This window comes from Halomonas korlensis, from assembly GCF_900116705.1.
Classification (GTDB): Bacteria; Pseudomonadota; Gammaproteobacteria; order Pseudomonadales; family Halomonadaceae; genus Halomonas; species Halomonas korlensis.
In genome coordinates this window covers 1-24,319 of record NZ_FPBP01000016.1, presented here as the reverse complement: position 1 = coordinate 24,319, position 24,319 = coordinate 1, and the positions used below count along the sequence as shown (strand labels likewise).

Sequence of the window (24,319 nt, the reverse complement as noted above, 5' to 3'; positions counted from 1 at the left end):
TTTCCGCAAAATAAGGGTGACGAATGACGACGGTTCTCGGGGCAATGTTCCCGGGGCAATGCCTAGCGACGGGCCTTCATCATGTCGATAAAGCGGTCGAACAGCGGCGCCACATCGCGCGGACCCGGGCTCGCCTCGGGGTGTCCCTGGAAGCTGAAGGCCGGGCGGTCGGTGCGCTCGATGCCCTGCAAGGTGCCGTCGAACAGTGAACGGTGCGTGGCACGCACGTTGGCCGGCAAGCTGGCCTCGTCGGCGGCGAAGCCGTGGTTCTGACTAGTGATCATCACGCGGCCAGTATCGAGGTCCAGCACCGGATGGTTGGCGCCATGGTGGCCGTGGCTCATCTTCACCGACCTGGCGCCACTGGCCAGCGCCAGCAGCTGATGCCCCAAGCAGATGCCGAAGACCGGAATCTCGGTTTCGAGGATTTCCCGGATCGCCGTGATCGCATAGTCGCAGGGCTCGGGGTCGCCGGGGCCGTTGGCCAGGAAGACGCCATCCGGTTGCATCGCCAGCACGTCGCTGGCCGGCGTCTGGGCCGGCACCACGGTCAGGCGACAGCCGCGGGAGGCGAGCATGCGCAGGATGTTGCGCTTGGTACCGTAGTCGTAGGCCACCACGTGATAGGGCCGCTCGGCCTTTCCATCAGGGCCGGCCGCGTCGGCGTAGCCCTCGCCCAGCGTCCATTCGCCTTCGTGCCATTCATAGGGCGTCTGACAGGACACCACCTTGGCGAGATCCATACCCTTGAGACCCGGAAAGGCCCGCGCGGCGGCCAGGGCACGCTCGGCGGCGTCATCGCCTTCGGCGTCGCTGCCGGCCAGGATCGCCCCGTTCTGAGCACCCTTGTCGCGTAGGATGCGCGTCAGGCGGCGCGTGTCGATATCGGCGATGCCCAGTACATTCTGGCTCTTGAGGTAATCGCTGAGCGATTGCTCGGAGCGAAAACTGCTGACGACCAGCGGCAGGTCGCGAATCACCAGGCCGGCGGCGGCGATGCCGTCGGACTCGACGTCCTCGGCATTGATGCCGGTATTACCGATATGCGGATAGGTGAGGGTGACGATCTGTCGTGTGTAGGAGGGATCGGTGAGGATTTCCTGATAGCCGGTCATGGCCGTATTGAACACTACCTCACCGCTCGTTTGCCCATCGGCGCCAATGGCCGTGCCGTGGAATAGGCTGCCATCTTCCAAGGCCAGTATCGCGGGTCTGTTCAACGCAAGGTCCTCCCATGTTCATCTCGGAATGCGGCGTTGGCTGGGGCTGAGCTTCGTGGCTGCTGTTGGCCGCCCCGCGGATGGCCGTCCCGCAAAAAAGCGGGACGAACCCGATTAAGACCGGTTTCATCCCGCTTATTGTCATTCGCTCGGAATGCCTGGGCCGAAGTAACAAGCGCTCGTGAGGGCTTTCACCCAAGCACCCGGCCAAAATTTTTGAAATGTTACAGGATTCGCCGCCCCGCGGCTACCCTCTCAGCCGCCAATATCAAGGCCGGGTAGCCCTTCAGCCCCATGCCTCTCATCTAGGGTTTCTCAGCCACGGCTTGCCGAACCCGGCTGCAAGCCCGGTCACTTCAAGTCCAGCACATCCAGCATGTCGTAGCGGCCATTGTCCCGGTCGGCCAGCCAGCGCGCGGCACGCACCGCACCCTTGGCGAAGGTCATGCGGCTACTGGCCTTGTGGGTGATCTCGATGCGCTCGCCCTCGGTGGCGAACATCACGGTGTGCTCGCCGACGATGTCGCCGGCCCGCACGGTCGAAAAGCCGATCTCATCCGCGCGGCGCGGCCCACACTGGCCCACCCGCTCGAAGACGCCATGCTCCTTGAGGCTGCGACCCAGCGAATCGGCTACCACCTCACCCATCTTCAACGCCGTGCCGGAGGGCGCGTCGACTTTGTGGCGATGGTGCGCCTCGATCACCTCGATATCGTAGCCCTCGTCGCCCAGCGCCTTCGCTGCGGTTTCCAGCAGCTTCAGCGTCAGATTGACGCCAACGCTCATGTTGGGCGCAAACATCATCGGCAGCCTGTCGCGGTAGCCATCGAGCTCATCGAGCTCGGCATCGCTGAGTCCGGTCGTGCCGATGACGATGCGCTTGCCGTGCTCGGCGCAGAACGCCAGGTTGGCAAGCGTCACCTGCGGCGCGGTGAAGTCGATCAGCACGTCGAAGTCGTCAACGATCACCGCCAGCGACTCCACGGCGCCGACGCCCAGCTTGCCGAGGCCGGCCAGTTCGCCGAGGTCGGCGCCGACAAGCGAGCTACCCGGCTCGACGACGCCGCCGGCCAGCGTCGTGCCGGCATCCTGCGCTACGGCGTTGACCAGAGTGCGGCCCATGCGGCCGGCGACACCGACAATGGCGATACGAGTCATGCGGGCTCCTGTGAAGCAGGTGTGGCGAAAGAGGAAAATGACAAGGGCGAGAGTATAGCAGAGGGTTCAGCGCAGCCGTTCAGTCGGCCCCACGCCGCATCAGCAGCGCCATGGCCGCAAGCACCAGCAAGCTCCCCGGCAGCCACGCCCAGCCGATACGCGACGGCGCCTGGATGAACAGCAGCAGCATGGAGACGAAGGGCACCAGATAGCCGTAGGCGGTGACCGCTCCCGGCGAAAGGACTGCGGTTGCCCGCTGCAGCAGCCAGAAGGTCAGAGCGGTGGAAAAGACCCCGAGATACACCAGCAGCAGCAGGTCCTGCCAGCGCATCGTCGCCAGCGGCCCGACCGGCTCGAGGACCAGCCCCAGCAGCCCGATCAGCAAGCCGCCGAGCCCCAGGCTCCAGAAGGTTCGCACCGCTGCCGAGTCGGGCAGCCGGCCGGTGACCAGCCCCCATTTGCTCAGCACGGGGTACAGGGCCGTGGACACACAGCCGAGAAAGAACACGCCCTCGCCGATGCCGAAGCGCAGCCCGCCGCCCTGCTCCAGCGACTCGGCGACCGCCAGCCCCAGCGCCCCCGCCGCGCCCAACAGCAAGATCCCCGGCAGGCGCCAGGCCAACGGCTCGACCCCGAAGCCCAGCCCCAGGCCATAGCTCAGCAAGGGTACCGTCACGAAGAGCGTGGACATGGAAACGGCAGTGGCATGATGCGCGGCCCAGAACATGGCGCCGAAAAATCCCGCCAGGCAAAGCCCCATCGCGCCGTAGAGCGGCACGACGCGCAAAGCCGGCACAAAGCTCGGCGAGCGATGTGCCAACCACCAGAGCCCGCCACAGGCGATGGCGAAACGCAGCGCAGTGAGCTGCAGCGGCGGCAGCTCGCTCATCAAGCCCACGGCCGGAAACGACAGCCCTACCAGCACCGCCCATAGCAGCATGCCCAGGTGAGCGGCATGCGGCGAAGCGCTGACCCTCACGTCTCCCAGACGATCTCCAGTGACACCCCCGACAGCCCCTCCAGCGTCGCATTCACCTTGCCCTCGAGCCGATCCAGGGTCTCGACATCCAGCGACTCGACGGCCACGATTAACCGGTCCGGCTCGGCCTGCAGCAGGCAACTGCCCTCATCGAAGGTAATACGCGCCTGCGTCTCGTCGCGATCGACCGGTTGGACACTCGCCCAATCCCGGCATAGGCGATCGACCAGCCCCTGGGCATCCTCGGCAGGAATTTCGGCTCGTGAAATCGGCATGGGACTCTCCGCTCAGTTGGGGTGAATGCTCAGAGTAGGACGACGCTACCCCAGAACGCCAGCCTGCCGACACGCCTCGCCTCTCTCACTGCGCATGCCGACCGTGTGGAAGGGGACGGCAGGTGGGGAGCCTCAGGGTCTATGCTCTTCCACAGGGCTCAATCACCCAGCGGGAGAACTCGGCAATGATCGTCAACTGCGTGGCCTACGAGAAGGGACGCCGCTTACAGGACATCCAGACCCACGAGATCGTCGACTATCTGGGGGCACCGGACCGTTTCGTGTGGGTGGCGCTGCACAACCCGGACGAGGAGGAGATGGCCACCTTCCAGAAGGTGTTTGATCTGCATGAACTGGCCGTGGAGGACGCTCTTAACGGACATCAGCGCCCCAAGGTCGAGGAGTACGGCGAAGCGCTGTTCATGGTCATGCACATGATTACGATGTGCGACGATCAACTGGAGACTGGCCAGGTGGCGGTGTTTGCAGGGCCGGGTTATGTGCTGTCGGTGCGCCTTCATCCGGGCCGGGGCTTCGCCGAGGTACGTCAGCGCTGCGAACACGAGCCGAAGCTGCTGCGCCATGGGCCGGCGTTCGTGCTTTATGCCCTGATGGACACCATCGTCGACCGCTACTTTCCAGTCATCGAGGCGCTGCAGGCCGAACTCGAGAGCATCGAGGACGAGATTTTCGTCAGGGGCACGGCCCGCCGGAGCCTGGAGCGGCTCTACAAACTCAAGCGCCAGACCATGAAGCTCAAGCATGCCGCCATGCCCCTGGGCGAGGCTACGGCGCACCTGTTCGGCGGCCGGGTACCGGCGCTGTGCCGCAAGACCCGCGAATACTTCCGGGATGTCTACGACCACCTGCATCGCATCGAGTCGGCGGTGGATACCATCCGCGAGATGACCATCACCGCGATCCAGGTCAACCTCTCGATGGTGGCCATCGACGAGGGCGAGGTCCACAAGCGCCTGGCGGCCTGGGCGGCCATCTTCGCGGTAGCCACGATCCTCGCCGGCATCTGGGGCATGAACTTCGTCCACATGCCGGAACTGGACTGGCGACTCGGCTACCCCCTGGCCCTGCTGGTGATGGGAGGCACCTGCGGCCTGCTGTACCAACGTTTCCGGCGCGCCGGATGGCTGTAGCAAGGGTTGTCACCTGCACGACAGTATGTGAGTGATATAGGACGAACGCTCGCCTGTGCAGTATGGCATGGCAGACCGGAGTGCCATTGGGGCTGCGGGAACAGGAAACGCGAGAAGGATTAGAGATGGATACGCGGCTTGGCTGCCTGGTACAGCTCAAGGTCGATCAGAGTACGGGGCGGCCCGCGCCACACCAGCCATGCCTGCTGCTGGCAATCATCTGCGAGATTCAGGCGGGCCATATCGCTTCTCCACGAATCTTGATCAATACTCGCCTGATCGCCCGTTACCACGATATTTTCGAGACGGTGACGGGAGAGCGGCACCGAGCCCGTCCATGGATGCCGATGTGGGCGCTGAGAAACCGGGAAGGCCCCACTGGCAAGCTCTGGCGACCCGATTACGTCCAGGCTGTGCAAGAAGTTGCCGACCAGATGGGGCAGCCGAAATCCATGAATCAGCTCGAACAACGCTTTGGGGCTGCCCAGCTTGATCCGGCCCTGTTCTCGGCAATGAAGGACTCCACCACAGCCCGGGAAGCCTGTGCGCTGCTGGCCAACCGGTACCTGTCCACGGACGAGGATGCCTATGCGCTACTCCAGGCATATCTTGAGACGGCATTTGCCTGTGGAGAATACGAGAAGGCGCCCGAAAGCCTGACCGGAACTGTTCGGGAAGCCAGCCAGCAGTATGCCCGCTCTGCTGCCTTTCGAACCCTCGTGCTGGATGCCTATGACTATCGCTGCGCGGCTAGCCGGCGACGCTTCATTACCCCGGACTTTCGCTTCCTAGTCGAGGCCGCCCATCTGATGCCCTTCGCCACGAGCCGCGACGATCGCCCCGGCAACGGCCTGGCCCTGACGCCGGACCTGCACTGGGCGATGGACAACCACTTGATCGCACCCGGCACGGATCGAAACTGGCACGTCAGCCCTATGGTCGATGCGCTGATGGAGGACAACCAATGGCTTTGGCGGCTGGACAAGCAGCCATTGGTGCTGCCAAGAGATGAGCGTTTCCATCCTCATGAAGATGGCCTGGCATGGCGAATGGACCACCTGCAGCGCTGATCGGCAAAGCCAGAACGCGAAAGGGCCCCAGCATCGCATGATGCCGGGGCCCTTTCATTGCCGCGCGAACTCGCCTTACGGCTTCATGTCCTCGAAGAACCGCTTCACGCCGTCGAAGAAATTGCTCTTCTTCGGCGAGTGGCTGTTGCTGCCGCTCAGGCTGTCCTGGAACTCGCGCAGCAGGTTCTTCTGGTGCTCGCTGAGCTTGACCGGAGTCTCGATGACCACCTTGCACAGCAGATCGCCCGGCAGGCCGCCGCGTACCGGCTTGATGCCCTTGCCCTTGAGCCGGAACACCTTGCCGGTCTGGGTTTCCGGCGGAATCTTCAGCTTGACCCGACCGTCGAGCGTCGGCACTTCGAGCTCACCGCCGAGCGCGGCATCGACGAAGTTGATCGGCACCTCGCACTGCAGGTGACGGCCATCACGCTGGAAAATGTCGTGCGGCTTGATGTTGGCCTGCACGTAGAGATCCCCCGGCGGGCCACCGTTGATGCCGGCTTCGCCCTCGCCGTTGAGGCGGATGCGATCACCGGTATCGACGCCCGCCGGAATCTTCACCGAGAGCGTGCGCGTCTCGCGTACCCGGCCTTCGCCATTACACTTGTGGCACGGCACCTTGATGTGCTGTCCGCTGCCGTGACAGGTCGGACAGGTCTGCTGCACGGCGAAGAAGCCCTGCTGCATGCGCACCTGGCCCATGCCATTACAGGTCGGGCAGGTTTCCTTCGAGGAACCCGGCTCGGCGCCCTCGCCATCGCAGCGCTCGCATTCCACATGACGCGGCACGCGGATGTCCACAGTCGTACCGGCCACCGCGCTTTCGAGGTCGAGCTCGAGGTTATAGCGAAGATCGCTGCCTCGTGCCGGCGCATTGGGGTGCCGGCGCCCGCCGCCACCGCCGAAGATATCGCCGAAAACGTCGCCGAAGATGTCGCTGAAGCCACCGGCTCCCGCGCCGGCGCCACCGAAGCCACCGCCGCCGAAACCGCCGGCCTGGCCTTCAACGCCGGCATGACCGAACTGGTCGTAGGCGGCCCGCTTCTCCTCGTCACTCAGAATCTCGTAGGCTTCGGAGACCTCACGGAATTTCGCCGCCGCCGTATCGTCGTCGGGGTTGCGGTCGGGGTGGTATTTCTGGGCGAAGCGCCGATAGGCCTTCTTGATGTCTTTCTGGTCGGCCCCACGCTCGACGCCCAGCACCTCGTAATAATCGCGTTTGGACATGGGTCCATGCGCCTCCTGGTCTACGCAGTTAACGCCCTGGCCGCGGAAACGGCAACGCGGGAGTCAGGCCCCCGCGCTACCGTCGTCCAAGGCATGGCCGTGGCGGTTATTGCTTTTTCTGGTCGTCGTTGACTTCTTCGTACTCAGCGTCGACCACATCATCTTCCTGCTTGGCGCCGGCCTCCTGGCCTTCGCCACCGCCCTGCTGGGCCGCCTCGGCCTGGGCCGCGTACATCTTCTGGGCCAGGTTGCCGGAGGCCTCGGTCAGCTTGTCAAGCTTGGCCTGGATATCGTCCTTGTCATCCCCCTTGATGGCCTCTTCGAGCTCCTTGGCGGCGCTCTCGATGGCCTCTTTCTCTTCCTCGCTGGCGTGCTCGCCGGCTTCCTGCACGGTTTTGCGGGCGGCATGGACCATGCCGTCGGCCTGGTTACGCAGCTGCACCAGCTCCTCGAACTTCTTGTCCTCGTCGGCGTGCGCCTCGGCGTCCTGGACCATCTGCTCGATCTCGTCCTCGGACAGACCGCTGGAGGCCTTGATGACGATCGACTGTTCCTTGCCGGTCGCCTTGTCCTTGGCCGAGACGTTAAGGATGCCGTTGGCGTCAAGATCGAAGGCGACCTCGATCTGCGGCACGCCGCGCGGTGCCGGCGGAATGTCGGCCAGGTCGAAGCGACCCAACGACTTGTTGCCGCTCGACTGCTTGCGCTCGCCCTGCAGCACGTGAATGGTCACGGCCGTCTGGTTGTCATCCGCGGTCGAGAAGGTCTGGGTCTTCTTGGTCGGGATGGTGGTGTTCTTCTCGATCAGCGGGGTCATCACGCCACCCAGCGTCTCGATACCCAGCGTCAGCGGAGTGACGTCGAGCAGCAGCACGTCCTTGACGTCACCGCCCAGCACGCCGCCCTGAATCGCAGCACCCACGGCCACGGCTTCATCCGGGTTGACGTCCTTGCGCGCTTCCTTGCCGAAGAAGTCGGCCACGCTCTTCTGCACCATGGGCATGCGCGTCTGGCCGCCGACCAGGATCACGTCGTCGATCTCGGAGGCGGACAGGCCGGCATCGGCCAGCGCGGTCTTGCACGGCCCCATGGAGCGCTTGACCAGCTCCTCCACCAGCGACTCCAGCTTGGCCCGGGTCACCTTGACGTTCAGGTGCTTGGGGCCGGTGTTGTCGGCGGTGATGTAGGGCAGATTGACGTCAGTCTGCTGAGCGCTGGACAGCTCAATCTTGGCCTTCTCGGCGGCTTCCTTGAGGCGCTGCATGGCCAGGTTGTCGCCGGACAGGTCGATGCCGCTGTCGGACTTAAACTGAGCGACCAGGTAGTTGATCAGCTGCATGTCGAAGTCTTCGCCACCCAGGAAGGTGTCGCCGTTGGTGGCCAGCACCTCGAACTGGGTTTCGCCGTCGACATCGGCCACTTCGATGATGGAAATATCGAAGGTACCGCCACCCAGGTCATAGACCGCGATGGTCTTGTCGCCGCGCGACTTGTCCATGCCGTAGGCCAGCGCAGCCGCGGTCGGCTCGTTGATGATGCGCTTGACCTCAAGACCGGCGATGCGGCCGGCATCCTTGGTGGCCTGGCGCTGGGAATCGTTGAAGTAGGCCGGCACGGTAATCACCGCCTCGGTGACTTCCTCACCCAGGTAGTCTTCCGCGGTCTTCTTCATCTTCTTGAGAATTTCCGCGCTGACCTGCGGCGGTGCCAGCTTCTTGCCCTTCACTTCCACCCAGGCGTCGCCATTGTCGGCCTCGGTGATCTTGTAGGGCACCATCTTGATGTCCTTCTGAACGACGTCGTCCTTGAAACGACGCCCGATCAGACGCTTGATGGCGTAAACCGTGTTATGCGGGTTGGTGACCGCCTGGCGCTTGGCCGCCTGGCCGACCAAGGTTTCGTTATCCTCGGTGTAGGCAATGATGGACGGCGTGGTGCGAGCGCCTTCGGCGTTCTCGATCACCTTCGCGCTGTCGCCATCAAGCACGGCCACGCAAGAGTTGGTGGTCCCCAGGTCAATACCAATGATGCGTCCCATAGGAGCTCCTCAAAAGTCGTTTCAGTGTTACCGGAAATTGTGTTCTGCGGTATTTACCGCGGAGTTGTCGTGTATCTGGGGGGCCGCCGTCAGCTTTTCAAGGCCTGCGACCCGCAATTATTGATTCCCTCAGCTCGCCGCCTGGCTGACGACGACCATCGCCGGGCGTACCAGACGTCCGTTGAGCAGGTAGCCCTTCTGCATCACATCCATGACGCTGTTGGGCTCGAGGTCCGGATTGGGAACCATCGCCATGGCCTCGTGATACTGCGGATCGAAGGGCTCGCCATGGGGCTCCACGGGCTCGACGCCGAACTTGCCCAGCACATCGAGTTGCAGCTTGAGCGTCATCGACACGCCTTCGCGGTGTGCGTCGCTGGCGCCGTCTTCCATGGCCTCGAGTGCCTTTTCGAGGCTGTCGACGACCGGCAGCAGTTCCTTGACGAACTTCTCGAGGGCGAACTTGCGCGCCTTGTCGGCTTCCTGCTCGGCGCGGCGGCGCACGTTCTGCGCCTCGGCGGCAGCGCGCAGCGATTGATCCTTGGCCTCGGCCAGGCTCTGCTCAAGCTCCTCGACCCGCGCGGCCAGCACTTCGGCCTCGGGGTTGTCGACCGTCTCGTCGGGCTCGAGACTCTCGGTCGGCTCGGCGATCTCTTCGGCCTCGTCGGCGCCTTCGATCGCCGCGTCCTGCTCAACCTCATCGGGCTTGCGGTCGGCCTGCGGCTCGTCTTCCCGCTCCTGGCGGGCGAGTTCCTCATCCAGTGGGGTCTGGGGATCGTTGGCCATATACATCTCCTGAAATGCGCATATCGGGTTATCAGTGCGGCCATCGCGCCGCTGCATAAACCATAAACATTGCCGATCGATGGGCGTGCCACCGAAGAACATGGGTCTGTCGAGGTATATGGGGCTGGTGGCGTCGATCTCAAGCCGTCATCGCGCGACGCCTTGACCTCGTGCATTGCTGGCGGCCATCGACTACTGTATAAAAAACCAATACCGAAATGCACAGGCCGCCATTCCGGGCAGCCTTCGGGAGTGATCATGCTGACAGAGCTTTCCCTTCGCGATTTCGCCATCGTCGACCACCTCGAGCTGGATCTTTCCGGCGGCATGACCGCCATCACCGGCGAAACGGGCGCCGGCAAGTCGATTCTGCTTGGCGCGCTGGGCCTGTGTCTCGGCGAGCGCGCCGATGCCGGCAGCGTGCGCCACGGCCGCGAGCGAGCCGATCTGACCGCCCGCTTCGACCTTGGACAGCTGCCGGCCGCCCGTGCCTGGCTCGAGGCGCGCGAGCTGCCCGCGGATGATTGCCTGCTGCGCCGCGTGCTCACCAAGTCGGGGCGCTCCAAGGCCTGGATCAACGGCCAGCCGGCGACCATCGCCGACCTCAAGGCGTTGGGCGAGCGGCTCATCGAGATACATAGCCAGCATGCCCATCAGGCACTGCTGCGCGAAGAGACCCACCTGCGCTTGCTCGACGACTTCGCCGGTCAGCGCCAGGCGGTGGCCGCCCTGGGCGACACTTTCCGCCGCTGGCAGGCCACACGACGGCGCCTCAAGCGTCTGGCCGAGGACGGCGACGAACTGAACGCCCGGCGGCAACTGCTGCGCTACCAGGTCGATGAACTCGACCAGCTGGCGCTCGCCGAGGGAGAACTCAAGGCGCTGGAAAACGAGCAGGAGGAGCTCGCTCATGCCGAGGAGCGGCTGCGCGAAACGCAGTTCGCCGCCGAATGCTGCGACCACGACGACGGCGGTGCCATGACGCTGCTCAACCAGGCGATCAGTCGATTGACGGCCCTGCCGGGGAGCGACCGCGGCCGCCTCGCCGATTGCCTGGGCATGCTCGGCGAGGCGCGCATTCAGGTCGAAGAGGCAGCACGCGAGCTCAATCACCTCGCGGGCGTCACGGAACTCGACCCCGAGCGCCTGGCGTGGGTCGAGGAACGGCTGAGCGAGGTACATCGCATCGCGCGCAAGCATCATGTGATGCCCGAGGAGTTGACCACGCTGCATCAGCGGTTGCAGAAAAGCCTCGAGGGGCTCGAAGGCAACGACGGCGACCTGGAAACCCTGGCCGCCGAGGCGGAATCCCTGCGTGACTCCTGGAAAGAGCAGGCCCGCACGATCGGTGAGGCACGCCGCCAGGCCGCGCCGCGCTTCGCCAAGGCCGTCCAGGAGCAGCTGACCTTTCTGGCGATGGCCAAGGCACGCTTCGAAGTCGAGATTCAGGAACGCGACACCCCGGCGCCCGAAGGGCTCGAGACGGTACGCCTGTTGATCAGCGCCAACCCCGGCCAGCCGACACGGCCGTTGTCCAAGGTCGCCTCTGGCGGCGAGCTTTCCCGGATCAGCCTGGCCATCCAGGTCGTGGCAGCGCGTCATTCGACCATTCCGACCCTGGTCTTCGACGAGGTGGACGTGGGGGTGTCGGGTGCGACGGCCGAGATCGTCGGCCAGCTGCTGCGCCGCCTCGGCGAACAAGGCCAGGTGCTGACCGTGACCCACCTGCCCCAGGTAGCGGCACAGGCCCACCAGCACCTGCATATCGAGAAGCAGGCCGAGAAAGACACCACGCTAACCCGCATGGCACTGCTCGACGAGGCCGGGCGGGTCAGCGAGCTGGCGCGTATGCTGGGCGGCGTGAATCTTTCCGATCGCACGCTCGCCCATGCCCGGGAGATGCTGGACGCCAGCCAACACCCCCACCATTGACGCTGCCGTCCCATTCCACAGACGATAGCTTGAGCCGACGACACTCGTTGAACGTTACTTACGAAAAGACTTCGAAACGACTTTTGCTAAACGACAGCGGCCCCGATCGATGATCGGGGCCGCTGACAGTCAGGCGGGCAGCAATTCTGGCTACGTCACTTCTTCTGGATGCCTTCCTGGCGCGTTGCCCGTGAGCCGGACGGCCGCACATAGAGCACCAGGGCATGGTCAACCAACTCGAAGCCATGCTCTTCGGCGAGTTCCTGCTGGCGCCGCTCGATGGTTTCATCGAAGAACTCGATGATCTCACCGCTTTCCAGGCACACCATGTGATCATGGTGCTCTTCCTGGGAGATTTCGAAGACCGCGTGACCGCCATCGAAATTGTGCCGCACCACCAGACCCGCCGACTCGAACTGAGTCAGCACGCGATAGACGGTGGCCAGGCCAACATCTTCACCCGCTTCGAGAAGCGACTTGTAGACGTCCTCGGCACTCAGGTGGTGCTGTCCCGGTGCATTCTCGAGAATCTGAAGTATCTTGACGCGCGGCAGGGTCACCTTGAGACCGGCCTTGCGCAGTTCATGGTTCTTGTCGGCCATGGTCGCTCTTCGCAGTATCGGGTAGGGTCGGGTATGATCGACCGAATCCACGATAGTGAAGAACGGGCGCAAATGCAAAAGCTGACTGGAATCATCACCCTGTCTGCCGTCCTGCTGCTCAGCAGCGGCTGCAGTTACTTCGGTGTCTACAAGCGTGACTTGCCACAGGGCAATCTGGTGACCACCAACATGGTTAGCCAGCTGCAAACCGGCATGAGCCGCGACCAAGTGGTCGACGTCATGGGACGCCCGCTTCTCGAGGCGCCCTTCGACGCCAACGAGTGGGACTATGTGTTTCGACTCGATAAGGCCTATGACGAGGTCGAGCAGCGCCGCGTGACCCTGACCTTCGATGACGACCGGCTTGTCAATATAGAGCGCCAAGGCAACCTGGACAGCGACATCGAACTGGGCACAGACGATGAACTCGGCCCGCGTAACGACGAGTCGGCGATGGACGCCTTCCCCGCCACCGAGGCGATGCCCGAGAACGAGGGCAGGCTTCCCATGGGGGGCGAACCCGCTCAAGAGCCCTGAGCCAGCTGAGCCGGAGGATGGACCGCTCGGCGCGCCCGAGAATCAGCGCGTGGGTCGTGACGCGCGCGCGACCCGGGCGGCCTTGGGATCGATCAGCAGCGGTCGGTAGACCTCGACACGATCGCCCGCCTGAAGCACGTGGCGCTCAGGCGCTTTCAACAACGCGCCGAAGATTCCCAGGTCAGCCTCGCGGAAGGTAGCGGCCTCGCACTCTGGGAAATGCGCCTCAAGGCGGGCCAGCATGACCGCCTCGCGCGCTGTGGTGCCGTCGGGAACCGACAGGGAAATGATGCACTGCTCGCTGGGCAACGCATAGGCGACTTCGATATCGATGGGCTCAGTGGCCATAGATATCGTCGGCGCGGCGGGTGAACGACTCTACCAACTGGCCCGCAACCTGCTGGAAGAGCTTGCCAAAGGCCATGCCCAGCAGTCGGTTAGCGAATTCGAATTCCATCTCCAGGCTGACCTTGCAGGCCTTATCGCCCATCGGCGTAAACAGCCAGCGGCCATTGAGTCGCTTGAAAGGCCCGCTGACCAGCGACATCTCGATGCGCTCGGGCGTAAAGAGATCATTGCGGGTCGTGATGCTCTGCTCGATGCCGGCGCGCCCCAGCGTCATCTCACCGATCAGATGGTCCGCGTCCTGTTCGATCAGGCGCGAGCGACGGCAACCCGGAAGAAACTCCGGATAGCGCTCGAAATCGTTGACGAGGTCGAACATCTCCCGCGGGGTGTGCCGCACCATGGCGGAACGATTGACCGTTGGCATTGAGCTCTCCGCTGACTTCACAGTGCCCAGGGCGTATCATGAGCGGTTATTTCGGGCCTTGAATGGTACCACGCTTCCCTCCACATCGAAGGGGGAGCCGCCACCGGCAGACACAGGAACGAGGTTTCATGGCCAACAAGAAAGGCAAGGGCAAGGGCCCCGGCAGCAACGTCATCGCCTTGAACAAGAAGGCGCGGTTCGAATACCACATCGAAGAAACCTTCGAGGCGGGCCTAGTGCTGGCCGGCTGGGAAGTGAAGAGCCTGCGCGCCGGCAAGGCACAGCTGACCGATACCTACATTCTGATCAAGAATGCCGAGGCTTGGCTACTGGGCAGTCATGTCCTGCCGCTCAACACCACCAGCACGCATGAAGTGGCCGACCCCACCCGCACGCGCAAACTGCTGCTGCACCGCAAGGAGATCGCCAAGATCTTCTCGCGCACCCAGGACAAGGGGCACACCTGCGTGCCGCTCAAGCTCTACTGGAAAGGCAACAAGGTGAAGTGCGAGCTGGCGCTGGTGACCGGCAAGAAGCAGCACGACAAGCGCGCCACCGAAAAGAATCGCGACTGGCAACGTCAGAAAGGTCGCATCATGCGCGAACAAAACAAGACGTGAGGTGTCATAGAATCGATGCGGTAAGACACGGCGCAAAATCAGCGGCGATTGTGAACAAAACAAGTCGTGAGGTGTCATAGAATCACCTGTCCTGTTAGACTAGGTAGTTAAGGGGGCGACATGGCTTCGACGCCGGTGACAACCCTTGCGGTGCATGCCGAGAGCGTGATGTATCTCGTAAATACAACATCACGAACTAATAGTCGCAAACGACGACAACTACGCTCAGGGCGCGCTGGCAGCCTAACAGCTGTTAGCTTCTAGCCCGGCCCCAAAGTGATGTGCCCATTCATCACGGCGGGGATACGAGCGACGATTGATGGGATCGCGACTGACGGCGTCTTCACGTCAGTTGCTAAAACTTTGAAGAATCGCGTTGCTGGAGCCTGCTCGTCGGCGCCAGTAGCGTTAAACCAAATGACGAAACTAAGCATGTAGAGCCAATGGGCGAGTACCGGCGGACGCGGGTTCAATTCCCGCCGCCTCCACCACTCAAGCATACGAATCAAGCACCTACGGGTGCTTTTTTCGTTTTGAAGATCTCATCAATTCTGGACAGTAAGCTGCCCCAGGAATGGGGCGAGCGGATCCGCCTTCGACGCCATCAACGCCGGGAAAACCTGTCCGCATCACCCGCAGAATAGTCGAGCGCGGCGGCGAGAAATTCACACTCGAGCGCGATGGCGTGCCAGAACGCCGGGGCAAGCTGTGCCACTGTCGCTCCCTGTTCGCCAAGCACGCCGATCTCCGGGGCCAAGCCAGGCCACACCATCGGTGGAGCCCGCTTCAGTTTGCAGGCGAAACCAGTCATCCAACATCGCGACGCGCGCCATTACAGCGATTTGAGATATTCGATCACCGCGCGGCGCTCCTCCTCGCTCAGTGCGTCACCGAAGTAATGGCCGCCGTTGTCGTAGCCAGGCAGCGTTGTGTCGTAGATATGCACCCGCTCGGCCGGGTCGTCGGCGGCATCTTTGCCAGCCTCCAGCACCTCGTGGCGCCAGCCCATCGCCTCCGCGTCATATTCCCGTGTCTCGGCATGGCGCCAGTAGCGGGGGCGCGATCGGCTGTCGAGCAGCGCCGCGAGGCTCGGCACCGAGCCGTTGTGCAGATAGGGCGCCACCGCCCAGATTCCGTCCAGCGGCGGGGCGATATATCCCGCCGCCGGCGCCGCCCGCACCGTGCCGCCATACGGCGAGCGATCCACCCATTCGTAGAAACGGTCGAGGCTGCCATCGGTCATCGTCGTGGCATAGAGCGGATCGGTCTCGATCTGGTCGAGCGAGATGACTAGATTGGGATAGCGGGGGGATTCGCCATAAGTGCCGTGGCAGCTCGCGCAATTCGCCTCGAACACGGCCCGGCCCTCGGTGGCGAGCGCCTCGTCGGTCTCGCCCGGAAAGGCGGGAGGCGCGAGGCTTTCGATATAGGCGCGTATGTCCGGGGCGTAGACGCCGATCTCTCGCAGTTCCTCAACCGTGTCGGCGCACAGGAGCGATGCAAACAGCATGTAGCGCGAATGGTCGCCCCGGCCGATGGTGGTGTAGAACATGGCGTTCTTTTTGCCCATCCACCACCAAGGCGGGGTGCGCAGCGGTACCGGTCTTTCGGACGGCGGCTCGAGCAGCGGGGTGTCGGACCAGGCCATGGTTTCGGGGTCGCGGTGTGTCATCAGCGCCCAGCTGAGGTTGGTGGCCGGATTCATGCCGATGGTGCCGATCCGGATATAGGGCGCGATGCCCTCGATCCGGTCGGCCCAGTGCTGCCAGGCGGCGGTCTGTGCCGGGCCGCGCACGTAGCGGCCGGCCTGATTGACCACACTGCGCGCATCAACAGTGAAATCGGCGAATGTATCGCTCAGTCCCACCACCACCTCGTCGCCTAACCGCGCCGCATGGCAGACCAGGCAGTTGTTCGAGACGATCTCGACGCCGTCGGCATTGACATGGGCGGTAAGGAAATAGGGCAGCTCGGCGTTACGGCCTTCTCGACCGGGCAGCAGATCCCCCGGGTCGGTTTCGGGCGCCAGACGGCGCCAGGCCTCGTACGGCATGCCGCAGCTGACATAGGGTTCGTTGACCAGCGCCTGGTAGCCCGCTATCGGATCGCCCGGACGCTGCTCGGTCGCCGGAACCTCCCCGGTGGGCGAGCGGTGCCGCTCCGGGTCGGCTCCGGATAAGGAAGGCAGAAAACCGCCCAGCCAGGCGATTGCCAACCCCGCGACAGCCAGGGTGACAACAGTGCCAGCGATCACGATCCGCTGCTTCATGGCGCTCCCCCTGCCATCAGTTCGTAACCCGTCAGCTGCAACGTCCCCAGCCCGGAGACCGGCCGGTCGCCATGTTGTCCTTGCGCTTGTACCAGACCCGACCAGACACTGACCATAAAATCATGTTCCTGAGCATCCATGACCGGCGTTATGGAGAGTTGCAGATCTCCGAGCCGCAGTTCCCAATCCACAGGCCAGGCGGCCTCCGCTCCCTGCCAGCGGCGCGCCAGTTCCAGCTGCGCTGCGTCGTCGAAGGCGACGACAGTGCCTTCCGCATCGATCAGGAGCGCCTCCACCGTCGGCGTGCCTGCCCCGTCGAGGCGGCGTGACCGGACGACCGAAAGCTCCGACCCGTCGTTGAGCTGCACTTGCAGCCGGTCCGATGCCACGGGCGACCCACCGGGGATCGGCAGCTCGCCCCACAGATGCTCGAACCAGGCGGTACCGGAAACCGAGCGCTGGCCCGACTGCGTCTCGAGGGTACCTTCGGCGCGCAGCCGGCTGAAAGCGTAGCCGCGGAAGGGAAACGCGTTGCCGTCCACCCGAAGGGGCTCCTTTTCGGGCATCAGGTTCAGCTCGACCCGGATATCGCCCGGTCCCGTGTTCAGGGTCCACTGGCCCGGAACCGCCTGGACCGGAAATTCGAGCGACCAGGTGTCGAGGCGCAGCTCCCCGAGGTTCGCCTCATATCCTGCAAGACCTGCCATGCCGCGAGCGAACCGCTCCTGCGCGACGACGGTCGAGCCAGCCGCCTCGATCAGCACGACGTGGCCGCGGTAGAGTTCCCGCGCCTCCCAGGACGAGGTCGGCGGCGGCGCATCGGGTCCGGCGAGACCGATGCGAAAAAGCAGGAACTGGACCCCGACGGGCAGGCCATCCTCATCCGTAAGGTGCGCCGACACTTGCCATAGCTCCGTGCTGGCTTCGGAGTGCACGCCATGATCCGCCGGAAGCGCCAGCTCCCACGGACCCGCCAGCCGGTCGAATTCTTCTGCCGCGATGACCGCTGCAGCCGAAACCCAATCAGATCCCTGCGACGGCGCAGACGGGGTCGGCTCGGAACCCCGCAGTGAGGCGAGAAAGTATGAAACGGCAGCTGCAGAAATCGCTATTACCACTGCAACAACGCCCCAGCTGCGCCGTGTCATCATCTTCGTTCACTCCTTCGTCTTCCAAGACCTCGCGAGATCCGGCGATGGCCTTACCTCGCAAAGCGATCGGCAGAGTAGGGGTATTTTTTTCGTTTATTAGCCAACCCTTGCTGCCCAAGCATTAACGTACCAAGGCACAGAGGTGAACCGGGTCTCGGCTTAGACAAACTCGGGATCGTCGGTCCGGACGGTTACTGCGTCGCCCCCTTCCGATACCACGATCGAGAACTCACCGCCGCCCAGATACGTGACCGCATGGCCTTCCCGCGTCGTGAAGGAGGGCAACCCGTGATGGGTGGCCCCGGCGTGTTGCAAGTCGCTGAGGTCGCGAACACTGACGAACATGTCAATGATGTACTCTCGGCCCTGGTCATCGAAGGCCATGATGGTCTTTTCTTGCGGATTCACCGTGGTTACCTCACGTCTGTGCATGGCGTTAACGTTCATCGCAGGGGCGCCTCGGGCTGTCCAACAAATGCGGCCACCGCGACGCCTCCTTTAAGTGTCTCTACCACCACTTTAGCCGAAAGCCTGGCAAGAAAAGCACTTGCTACCGGCCTCGCTGGGCGCCATCATCAGCGCCCTGGAAGCACGCGAGACCAGGGTGGCGTCGGCTCCGGGTATGCTGCGGCAGCCCAAATTTCGATAAGACCCTATCCTTATTGTCATTTCCCGATCTGGAATCGAGACACCATGAGCAAAGTCCTGATTATCGGCGCCGGTGGCGTCGGTGGCGTTGTCACTCACAAATGCGTCCAGCACCCCGAGGTCTTTTCGGAGATCTGCCTGGCAAGCCGCAACGAAGCGAAGTGCAAGGCGATCGCCGCGCAGCTGGATCGCCCGATCCAGACCGCCCAGGTAGATGCCGACAACGTCAAGGCCCTGGTCACGCTGATCGAGTCCTTCAAGCCGGACGTGCTGATCCATGTAGCCCTGCCCTATCAGGACCTGACTATCATGGAGGCCTGCCTGCAGACCGGCGTGCCTTACCTGGACACCGCTAACTACGAGCATCCCGACGAGGCCAAGTTCGAGTACAAGGAGCAGTGGGCTTACCAGGACCGCTATGCCAAGGCGAACCTCATGGCCACGCTGGGCTGCGGCTTTGACCCCGGTATGACCAACATCTACTGCGCCTGGGGCCAGAAGAATCTGTTCGACGAGATCCACCGGATCGACATCCTAGATGCCAACGGCGGCGACCACGGCTATCCGTTCGCCACCAACTTCAATCCCGAGATCAATATCCGCGAGATCACCGCCAACGGTCGCTACTGGGAAAAGGGCGAGTGGAAGGAGACCGCACCGCTGGCCGAGAAGCGCACCTTCAACTTCGAGGGCATCGGCGAAAAGGACCTCTACCTGCTCTATCACGAGGAGATGGAGTCGCTGTCCCAGAACATCCGCGGGCTCGAGCGCATCCGCTTCTGGATGACCTTCTCCGAGAAGTACATCACTCACTTGAAGGTACTCGAGAACGTCGGCATGACCAGCATCGAGCCGATCGAATTCGAGGGTCGCCAGATTACCCCGCTGCAGTTTCTCAAGGCCGTCCTGCCCGACCCGGCGTCGCTCGGCCCGCGCACCAAGGGCAAGACCAACATCGGCGTGATCCTCGATGGCATCAAGGACGGCAAGCGGCGCAAGGTGCATATCTACAACATCTGCGATCATGAGGCCTGCTATCGCGAGGTGCAGTCCCAGGCGATCTCCTACACCACCGGCGTACCGGCGGTGACCGGCGCCATGATGATGCTTCAGGGCCTGTGGAAAGGTGATGGCGTGTTCAACGTCGAGCAGCTCGACCCGGACCCTTTTATGGAACGCATCGGCGAGATGGGCCTGCCCTGGCAGATGGTCGAACTCGACCCCGACACCGACCCGCTGGCCTGATTGCGCGCTATGGATGCAACAGCCTACCCCTTCGATGCTTACCCCTTCGACATTGGGGCCTGCCCGTCGCCCGCCTATGTGGTGGACGACGCGCTCCTGCGCCGTAACCTGGAGCTGCTCGCGCGAGTCCAGGAGTTGAGCGGTGCGCGCATCCTGCTGGCGCTGAAGGGCTTCGCCATGTGGGATACCTTTCCGCTGATCAACCAGTATCTGGTCGGCACGACTGCTAGCGGCCAGGACGAGGCACGCCTCGGCGCCGAGACCTTCGGCGGCGAGGTGCACGTCTACTCGCCGGCGTTCACCGAGGCGGAAATGAGCGTGGTGCTGCGCTACGCCGACCACCTGAGCTTCAACTCGCCGGGGCAGTGGCGACATTTCCGCGAGACCGTCGCGGCCGCGCCGCGCAGCATCTCCTGTGGCTTGCGGGTCAACCCGGAACACTCCACCGGGGAGGTGCCGCTCTACGACCCCTGCGCGCCAGGCTCACGGCTCGGTACTCGCGCCGCGGATCTCACGCCGGCGGACCTCGAGGGGCTCGAGGGGCTGCATTTTCACGCCCTATGCGAGCAAAACAGCGACGCCTTCGAAGAGACCCTCGCAGCTTTCGAGAAAAAGTTCGGCCACTACCTACCCAGCATGCGGTGGATGAACTTCGGCGGCGGCCATCACATCACCCGCGCCGACTATGATGTTGAGCGGCTGGTACGGGTGGTACGCGACTTCAAGGCGCGCCATCCGCACCTTACGGTCTACCTGGAACCCGGCGAGGCGATCGCGCTCAACACCGGCTTTCTGGTCTGCAGCGTACTGGATATCGTCGAGAACGACGGCTCCATCGCCATCCTCGACACTTCGGCCACCGCCCACATGCCGGACGTGCTGGAAATGCCCTATCGCCCCGAGATCATCGGCGCGGGCAAACCCGGAGAGAAGGCCCACACCTATCGCCTGGGGGGCCTGACGTGTCTGGCCGGCGACGTGGTGGGCGAATACAGCTTCGACGCCCCGCTTGCGATCGGCGACCGGCTCGTGTTCACCGACATGGCCCACTACACCATGGTCAAGACCAGCACCTTCAATGGCATGCGCCTGCCGTCGATCTGCCGGGTCGATGAGACGAGCCGCAAGGTGCGCACGGTGAAGACCTTCGGTTACGAGGACTACAAACAGCGGCTGAGCTAGCCCCAAGCACCTCAACATCTTCTGGCGAGACGCTTGCACCACCTACGACAAGCCCCTGCGGGGGCTTGTCGTGTTTATCTCCTATCCCAGCGATTTCACGATCAACTGCACACCCACCACCGCCATCGCCGCCGTCACCAGCCGATAAAAGAGCACTTCGCTGACCCGATGCTGCAGCCACAGTCCGCTGCGCACCCCGAACCAGGCCAGCGGCACCAGCAGCAGCGAGGCCCAGGCGCTGGTCAGATTGATCTCGCCGAGCCAGAGGTAAGGGCCGAGCTTCATCAAATTGACGGTCGCGAACACGATGGCCACGGTAGCGATGAAGGCTTCCTTGCTCAGCCGACGAGGGATCAGGTAGAGATTGACCGGTGGCGCCCCGGCATGGGCCAGGAAGCTCGTGAAGCCGCAGCCGATCCCCGCGGGCAGCGACCACCAGGCGGAGATGGGTCGCGATACCGCCGGACGCAACAGCATATAAACGGCGAAGACCAGCGACAGTATTCCCAGCAGCAAGCGCACGCCGTCCTCGTTCAGGCTGCCGATCAACAATGTGCCCAGCAGCACGCCAACCGTCAGGCCCGGAATTAATCGCCGCACCTCGGCGGCATCGTGATGTCCCCACCAGGCCTTGACGGTGAAGACGTCCATCACCAGCAGCAAAGGCAATAACAGGCCGGCGGCCTCGACAGGTCCGATCGCCAGCGCCATCAGCGGCACCGAGAGCGTGCCGAAACCACCGGCGAAGCCTCCCTTGGAGACCCCGGTCAGGTAGGTGGAAAGGGCGATCAGCGCCCAGGCGGACCAGGCATAGTCGGGTAGCATGGCATCTTTCCTGTCGCAAACGTGAAGACGCCGGAGCGGTTTCCCACTCCGGCGCCCATGCATCTGAGACCCGATACGTGTCGAGGTCAAGCCGTCTGGTCACACCAGACGGATAATCACCATTTCACTTGGCAGCATGCATCGCCAGGCCCGTATCCAGCATGCGGTTGGAGAAGCCCCATTCGTTGTCATACCAGGCCATTACCTTGACCAGACGCCCATTCACGCGGGTGTGGTTAGCATCGAAGGTCGATGAGTTGGCATCATGGTTGAAGTCAATGGACACCAGCGGCTCGGCATTGACCGCCAACACCGGGGAATCGGCAGCGGCCTTCTCGACGATGGCGTTTATCTCTTCTCTGGTAGTGTCACGGCCGGCGGTAAACGTCAGATCCACCAGCGATACGTTGATCACCGGCACGCGAATGGCCAGACCGTCGAACTTGCCCGCCAGCTCCGGCAGCACCAGCCCCACCGCCGCCGCGGCGCCCGTCTTGGTTGGAATCATCGACTGTGTCGCGCTTCGCGCTCGGTAGGGGTCCTTGTGGTAGACATCGGAGAGATGCTGATCATTGGTGTAGGCATGCACGGTGGTCATCAGGCCGTTCTCGATGCCCACACTGTCGTTGAGCGCCTTGGCCACCGGCGCCAGGCAGTTGGTAGTACAGGACGCACTGGACACCACCGTGTGCTCGACGGTCAGCGATTGCTCATTGACGCCATAAACCACGGTGGCATCGGCGTCGGGGCTTGGCGCGGAGATCAATACGCGGATGGCACCGGCAGTGATGTGCTGAGCCGCGGCCTCGCGTTTGGTGAAGAGTCCCGTGCACTCCATCACCAGGTCGACGCCCAACGACTTCCAGGGCAGCCGGCTGGGGTCGCGCTCCGAGAGAATGGCGATACGGTCGCCATCCACGGTCAGACTCTCGTCATCATGCTCGACGGCAAAAGGAAAGTGACCGTGCACGGAATCATGACGAAGCAGATGGGAATTGAGCGCGGGGTCACCGAGATCATTGATGGCGACCACCTGCACGCGGTCCCGGTAACCATTCTCGTATAGCGCGCGCAGCACGTTGCGGCCGATGCGGCCAAAGCCGTTAATAGCTATCTTGAGCATCATGACGTGAGCCTCCTCGTTCCAGTGAAAGAAGTAGCGGTACTGGTCGAGCCGTCGGTAGGTGATAAGACATTGTAGATCACTGCCCTCATACGCCTGCGGCTCTGTACTTGGGCATAATGTGACGCAGGATCGGGACGGACTCAATATTTTTTTAGTAATTTTACAACATAAATATTCTGACTCGACTCTTCTCGTCTCGGCAGCTCCGTCATTTTCGTTTTTTTCCAATAGAAACACCCAATACAAGCGCTGTCATAAGAACGACACCGTTTTGTGATGTAGTAAAGTTACAGTCAAAGCGTTATCGTGGCCCGATAACAATCCTGTCAGCATCAAGGAGGCCAATATGCCGACCAACACCCCGCACACGCCCATCCGCCGCACCAAGATCGTCGCCACCCTGGGACCGGCCAGCGACCGCGACGGCGTGCTCGAGGCGATGCTGAACGCCGGCGTCGACGTGGTGCGCCTCAATTTTTCCCACGGCTCGGCGGAGGACCATCGCCAGCGCCTGACGCGGGTGCGCGAGATCGCCGACCGCCTGGGCAGAAGCGTCGCCGCCCTGGGCGACCTGCAGGGCCCTAAGATTCGCATCGCCCGCTTTGCGAACGGCGCGGTGACGCTGGCCGAAGGCCAGGCCTTCGTGCTCGACATGGCGTTGGACGGCGACGCCGGCACCGCCGAGCGGGTCGGTTGCGACTACAAGACATTGGCCGACGACGTCACCGCCGGCGACCGCCTGCTGCTCGACGATGGCCGCCTGGTGCTCGACGTCACCCGCGTGGCGGGCCAGCAGATCCACACCCGCGTGGTTGTGGGCGGCAAGCTCTCCAACAACAAGGGCATCAACAAGCAGGGCGGCGGCCTGTCGGCGCCGGCGCTGACCGACAAGGACAAGGCGGATCTCAAGACCGCGGTGGCGATCGGCGTCGACTACCTGGCCGTGTCCTTTCCCCGCAGCGCCGCCGACATGGCCGAGGCCCGCGAGCTGCTCGGCGCGGCCGGCGCCGAGATCGGCCTGGTCGCCAAGCTCGAGCGCGCCGAGGCGGTGGCCGACACCGCCACCCTCAACGGCATCATCGAGGCCTCCGAGGCGGTGATGGTGGCCCGCGGCGATCTGGGCGTGGAGATCGGCGACGCCCAGCTGATCGGCACCCAGAAGCGCATCATCAAGCAGGCCCGCACGCTGAACCGCGCGGTGATCACCGCCACGCAGATGATGGAATCGATGATCGAGTCGCCGCTGCCCACCCGCGCCGAGGTGTTCGACGTCGCCAACGCGGTGCTCGACGGCACCGACGCGGTCATGCTCTCCGCCGAAACCGCGGCCGGCGACTTCCCGGTGGAGACCATCGAAGCCATGAACCGCGTCTGTCTCGGCGCCGAGCGCGAGCGCGTGATTCAGGAGTCGGGGCACCGCATCCACGAGGGCTTCAGCCAGATCGACGAGACGATCGCGCTGTCGGCCATGTACGCCGCCAATCACCTCGCGGGGGTGGGCGCCAT

The 24,319-nt window shown here is 63.4% G+C and carries 23 protein-coding genes and 1 other RNA gene; 9 read left to right on the top strand and 15 right to left on the bottom strand.

Annotated features, from left to right (window positions below):
• Window positions 1–62 precede the first annotated feature (62 nt).
• The 4 genes from carA to BM341_RS17030 form a co-directional block, all read right to left on the bottom strand.
• A complete protein-coding gene (gene carA, locus BM341_RS17045) occupies window positions 63–1,220 on the bottom strand; it encodes a glutamine-hydrolyzing carbamoyl-phosphate synthase small subunit (protein WP_089797261.1) in 1,158 nt (385 codons plus the stop codon).
• Window positions 1,221–1,571: 351 nt separating this feature from the next.
• The gene (gene dapB, locus BM341_RS17040) at window positions 1,572–2,378 is read right to left on the bottom strand and encodes a 4-hydroxy-tetrahydrodipicolinate reductase (RefSeq protein WP_089797260.1); all 807 of its coding nucleotides are present in this window, start codon (window positions 2,376–2,378) and stop codon (window positions 1,572–1,574) included.
• 79 nt (window positions 2,379–2,457) lie between these two features.
• Complete coding sequence (locus tag BM341_RS17035) at window positions 2,458–3,357, bottom strand: DMT family transporter (RefSeq protein WP_245784313.1); 900 nt, start codon at window positions 3,355–3,357, stop codon at window positions 2,458–2,460.
• Entirely contained in the window at window positions 3,354–3,632 is a 279-nt protein-coding gene (locus tag BM341_RS17030) for a DUF2218 domain-containing protein (protein ID WP_089797259.1), read from the bottom strand. Before BM341_RS17030 ends, BM341_RS17035 begins: the two co-directional genes overlap by 4 nt.
• 185 nt (window positions 3,633–3,817) lie before the next feature.
• Between BM341_RS17030 and corA the strand changes: the two genes are divergently transcribed.
• Window positions 3,818–4,783, top strand: coding sequence for a magnesium/cobalt transporter CorA (gene corA / locus BM341_RS17025; RefSeq protein WP_089797258.1), 966 nt, complete (start codon window positions 3,818–3,820; stop codon window positions 4,781–4,783).
• A 125-nt stretch (window positions 4,784–4,908) separates the two neighbouring features.
• Window positions 4,909–5,853: an HNH endonuclease gene (locus tag BM341_RS17020; RefSeq protein ID WP_175507896.1), complete on the top strand. Its 945-nt coding sequence runs from the start codon at window positions 4,909–4,911 to the stop codon at window positions 5,851–5,853.
• Window positions 5,854–5,928: 75 nt separating this feature from the next.
• Here BM341_RS17020 and dnaJ read toward each other — a convergent pair whose 3' ends face one another.
• The 3 genes from dnaJ to grpE all read right to left on the bottom strand — a co-directional run bounded on the left by dnaJ (window position 5,929) and on the right by grpE (window position 9,904).
• Window positions 5,929–7,080: a molecular chaperone DnaJ gene (gene dnaJ, locus BM341_RS17015; protein WP_089797256.1), complete on the bottom strand. Its 1,152-nt coding sequence runs from the start codon at window positions 7,078–7,080 to the stop codon at window positions 5,929–5,931.
• Window positions 7,081–7,186: 106 nt separating this feature from the next.
• On the bottom strand, window positions 7,187–9,118 hold the full coding sequence (gene dnaK / locus BM341_RS17010) for a molecular chaperone DnaK (RefSeq protein WP_089797255.1): 1,932 nt from the start codon (window positions 9,116–9,118) through the stop codon (window positions 7,187–7,189).
• 129 nt (window positions 9,119–9,247) lie between these two features.
• Complete coding sequence (grpE, locus tag BM341_RS17005; protein ID WP_089797254.1) at window positions 9,248–9,904, bottom strand: nucleotide exchange factor GrpE; 657 nt, start codon at window positions 9,902–9,904, stop codon at window positions 9,248–9,250.
• 258 nt (window positions 9,905–10,162) lie between these two features.
• On the opposite strand from grpE, the gene recN reads away from it, so the two are divergent.
• The gene (gene recN, locus BM341_RS17000) at window positions 10,163–11,836 is read left to right on the top strand and encodes a DNA repair protein RecN (protein WP_089797253.1); all 1,674 of its coding nucleotides are present in this window, start codon (window positions 10,163–10,165) and stop codon (window positions 11,834–11,836) included.
• Between the two features lie 155 nt (window positions 11,837–11,991).
• Here recN and fur read toward each other — a convergent pair whose 3' ends face one another.
• Window positions 11,992–12,438 (bottom strand): ferric iron uptake transcriptional regulator, encoded by a 447-nt coding sequence (gene fur, locus BM341_RS16995; RefSeq protein ID WP_089797252.1) that lies wholly within the window; start codon window positions 12,436–12,438, stop codon window positions 11,992–11,994.
• Window positions 12,439–12,510: 72 nt separating this feature from the next.
• Here fur and BM341_RS16990 point away from each other — a divergent pair, with 72 nt between their 5' ends.
• A complete protein-coding gene (locus BM341_RS16990; RefSeq protein WP_089797251.1) occupies window positions 12,511–12,975 on the top strand; it encodes an outer membrane protein assembly factor BamE in 465 nt (154 codons plus the stop codon).
• Window positions 12,976–13,017: 42 nt separating this feature from the next.
• Here the strand turns inward: BM341_RS16990 and BM341_RS16985 are convergent, their stop codons facing one another.
• Complete coding sequence (locus BM341_RS16985; RefSeq protein WP_089797250.1) at window positions 13,018–13,323, bottom strand: RnfH family protein; 306 nt, start codon at window positions 13,321–13,323, stop codon at window positions 13,018–13,020.
• The gene (locus BM341_RS16980; RefSeq protein WP_089797249.1) at window positions 13,313–13,747 is read right to left on the bottom strand and encodes a type II toxin-antitoxin system RatA family toxin; all 435 of its coding nucleotides are present in this window, start codon (window positions 13,745–13,747) and stop codon (window positions 13,313–13,315) included. The genes BM341_RS16985 and BM341_RS16980 overlap by 11 nt, the downstream gene beginning before the upstream one ends.
• 128 nt (window positions 13,748–13,875) lie before the next feature.
• On the opposite strand from BM341_RS16980, the gene smpB reads away from it, so the two are divergent.
• Both smpB and ssrA read left to right on the top strand, forming a co-directional pair.
• Window positions 13,876–14,367 carry an SsrA-binding protein SmpB gene (gene smpB / locus BM341_RS16975; protein ID WP_089797248.1) on the top strand — a complete coding sequence of 164 codons (492 nt, stop codon included), beginning with the start codon at window positions 13,876–13,878 and terminating at the stop codon, window positions 14,365–14,367.
• A gap of 111 nt (window positions 14,368–14,478) precedes the next feature.
• Window positions 14,479–14,858, top strand: a transfer-messenger RNA (tmRNA) gene (ssrA, locus tag BM341_RS16970).
• Between the two features lie 341 nt (window positions 14,859–15,199).
• On the opposite strand, the gene BM341_RS16965 is transcribed toward ssrA, so the two are convergent.
• The 3 genes from BM341_RS16965 to BM341_RS16955 all read right to left on the bottom strand — a co-directional run bounded on the left by BM341_RS16965 (window position 15,200) and on the right by BM341_RS16955 (window position 18,195).
• On the bottom strand, window positions 15,200–16,636 hold the full coding sequence (locus BM341_RS16965) for a c-type cytochrome (protein WP_089797247.1): 1,437 nt from the start codon (window positions 16,634–16,636) through the stop codon (window positions 15,200–15,202).
• Window positions 16,633–17,787: a lipocalin-like domain-containing protein gene (locus tag BM341_RS16960; RefSeq protein ID WP_089797246.1), complete on the bottom strand. Its 1,155-nt coding sequence runs from the start codon at window positions 17,785–17,787 to the stop codon at window positions 16,633–16,635. Before BM341_RS16960 ends, BM341_RS16965 begins: the two co-directional genes overlap by 4 nt.
• A gap of 159 nt (window positions 17,788–17,946) precedes the next feature.
• Complete coding sequence (locus BM341_RS16955) at window positions 17,947–18,195, bottom strand: hypothetical protein (RefSeq protein WP_139233033.1); 249 nt, start codon at window positions 18,193–18,195, stop codon at window positions 17,947–17,949.
• A 285-nt stretch (window positions 18,196–18,480) separates the two neighbouring features.
• Between BM341_RS16955 and BM341_RS16950 the strand changes: the two genes are divergently transcribed.
• The gene (locus BM341_RS16950; protein WP_089797244.1) at window positions 18,481–19,680 is read left to right on the top strand and encodes a saccharopine dehydrogenase family protein; all 1,200 of its coding nucleotides are present in this window, start codon (window positions 18,481–18,483) and stop codon (window positions 19,678–19,680) included.
• Window positions 19,681–19,689: 9 nt separating this feature from the next.
• Window positions 19,690–20,862 carry a carboxynorspermidine decarboxylase gene (gene nspC / locus BM341_RS16945; RefSeq protein ID WP_089797243.1) on the top strand — a complete coding sequence of 391 codons (1,173 nt, stop codon included), beginning with the start codon at window positions 19,690–19,692 and terminating at the stop codon, window positions 20,860–20,862.
• A gap of 81 nt (window positions 20,863–20,943) precedes the next feature.
• Here nspC and BM341_RS16940 read toward each other — a convergent pair whose 3' ends face one another.
• Together BM341_RS16940 and gap are read right to left on the bottom strand one after the other, a co-directional pair.
• A complete protein-coding gene (locus tag BM341_RS16940) occupies window positions 20,944–21,687 on the bottom strand; it encodes a sulfite exporter TauE/SafE family protein (protein WP_089797242.1) in 744 nt (247 codons plus the stop codon).
• Window positions 21,688–21,811: 124 nt separating this feature from the next.
• A complete protein-coding gene (gene gap, locus BM341_RS16935) occupies window positions 21,812–22,813 on the bottom strand; it encodes a type I glyceraldehyde-3-phosphate dehydrogenase (RefSeq protein WP_089797241.1) in 1,002 nt (333 codons plus the stop codon).
• A 346-nt stretch (window positions 22,814–23,159) separates the two neighbouring features.
• Between gap and pyk the strand changes: the two genes are divergently transcribed.
• Window positions 23,160–24,319, top strand: a 1,160-nt coding sequence (pyk, locus tag BM341_RS16930; protein ID WP_139233032.1) for a pyruvate kinase, incomplete at its 3' end; no start/stop codon positions are given.

Coding starts and splice junctions, on each gene's coding strand:
- BM341_RS16985 (WP_089797250.1), bottom strand. CDS start 13,323: ATGGCCACTGAGCCCATCGATATCGAAGTCGCCTATGCGTTGCCCAGC.
- BM341_RS16950 (WP_089797244.1), top strand. CDS start 18,481: ATGAGCAAAGTCCTGATTATCGGCGCCGGTGGCGTCGGTGGCGTTGTC.
- nspC (WP_089797243.1), top strand. CDS start 19,690: ATGGATGCAACAGCCTACCCCTTCGATGCTTACCCCTTCGACATTGGG.
- BM341_RS16960 (WP_089797246.1), bottom strand. CDS start 17,787: ATGATGACACGGCGCAGCTGGGGCGTTGTTGCAGTGGTAATAGCGATT.
- corA (WP_089797258.1), top strand. CDS start 3,818: ATGATCGTCAACTGCGTGGCCTACGAGAAGGGACGCCGCTTACAGGAC.
- BM341_RS16940 (WP_089797242.1), bottom strand. CDS start 21,687: ATGCTACCCGACTATGCCTGGTCCGCCTGGGCGCTGATCGCCCTTTCC.
- BM341_RS17030 (WP_089797259.1), bottom strand. CDS start 3,632: ATGCCGATTTCACGAGCCGAAATTCCTGCCGAGGATGCCCAGGGGCTG.
- dapB (WP_089797260.1), bottom strand. CDS start 2,378: ATGACTCGTATCGCCATTGTCGGTGTCGCCGGCCGCATGGGCCGCACT.
- recN (WP_089797253.1), top strand. CDS start 10,163: ATGCTGACAGAGCTTTCCCTTCGCGATTTCGCCATCGTCGACCACCTC.
- dnaK (WP_089797255.1), bottom strand. CDS start 9,118: ATGGGACGCATCATTGGTATTGACCTGGGGACCACCAACTCTTGCGTG.
- BM341_RS16965 (WP_089797247.1), bottom strand. CDS start 16,636: ATGAAGCAGCGGATCGTGATCGCTGGCACTGTTGTCACCCTGGCTGTC.
- BM341_RS16980 (WP_089797249.1), bottom strand. CDS start 13,747: ATGCCAACGGTCAATCGTTCCGCCATGGTGCGGCACACCCCGCGGGAG.
- grpE (WP_089797254.1), bottom strand. CDS start 9,904: ATGGCCAACGATCCCCAGACCCCACTGGATGAGGAACTCGCCCGCCAG.
- dnaJ (WP_089797256.1), bottom strand. CDS start 7,080: ATGTCCAAACGCGATTATTACGAGGTGCTGGGCGTCGAGCGTGGGGCC.
- BM341_RS16990 (WP_089797251.1), top strand. CDS start 12,511: ATGCAAAAGCTGACTGGAATCATCACCCTGTCTGCCGTCCTGCTGCTC.
- BM341_RS17020 (WP_175507896.1), top strand. CDS start 4,909: ATGGATACGCGGCTTGGCTGCCTGGTACAGCTCAAGGTCGATCAGAGT.
- smpB (WP_089797248.1), top strand. CDS start 13,876: ATGGCCAACAAGAAAGGCAAGGGCAAGGGCCCCGGCAGCAACGTCATC.
- gap (WP_089797241.1), bottom strand. CDS start 22,813: ATGATGCTCAAGATAGCTATTAACGGCTTTGGCCGCATCGGCCGCAAC.
- fur (WP_089797252.1), bottom strand. CDS start 12,438: ATGGCCGACAAGAACCATGAACTGCGCAAGGCCGGTCTCAAGGTGACC.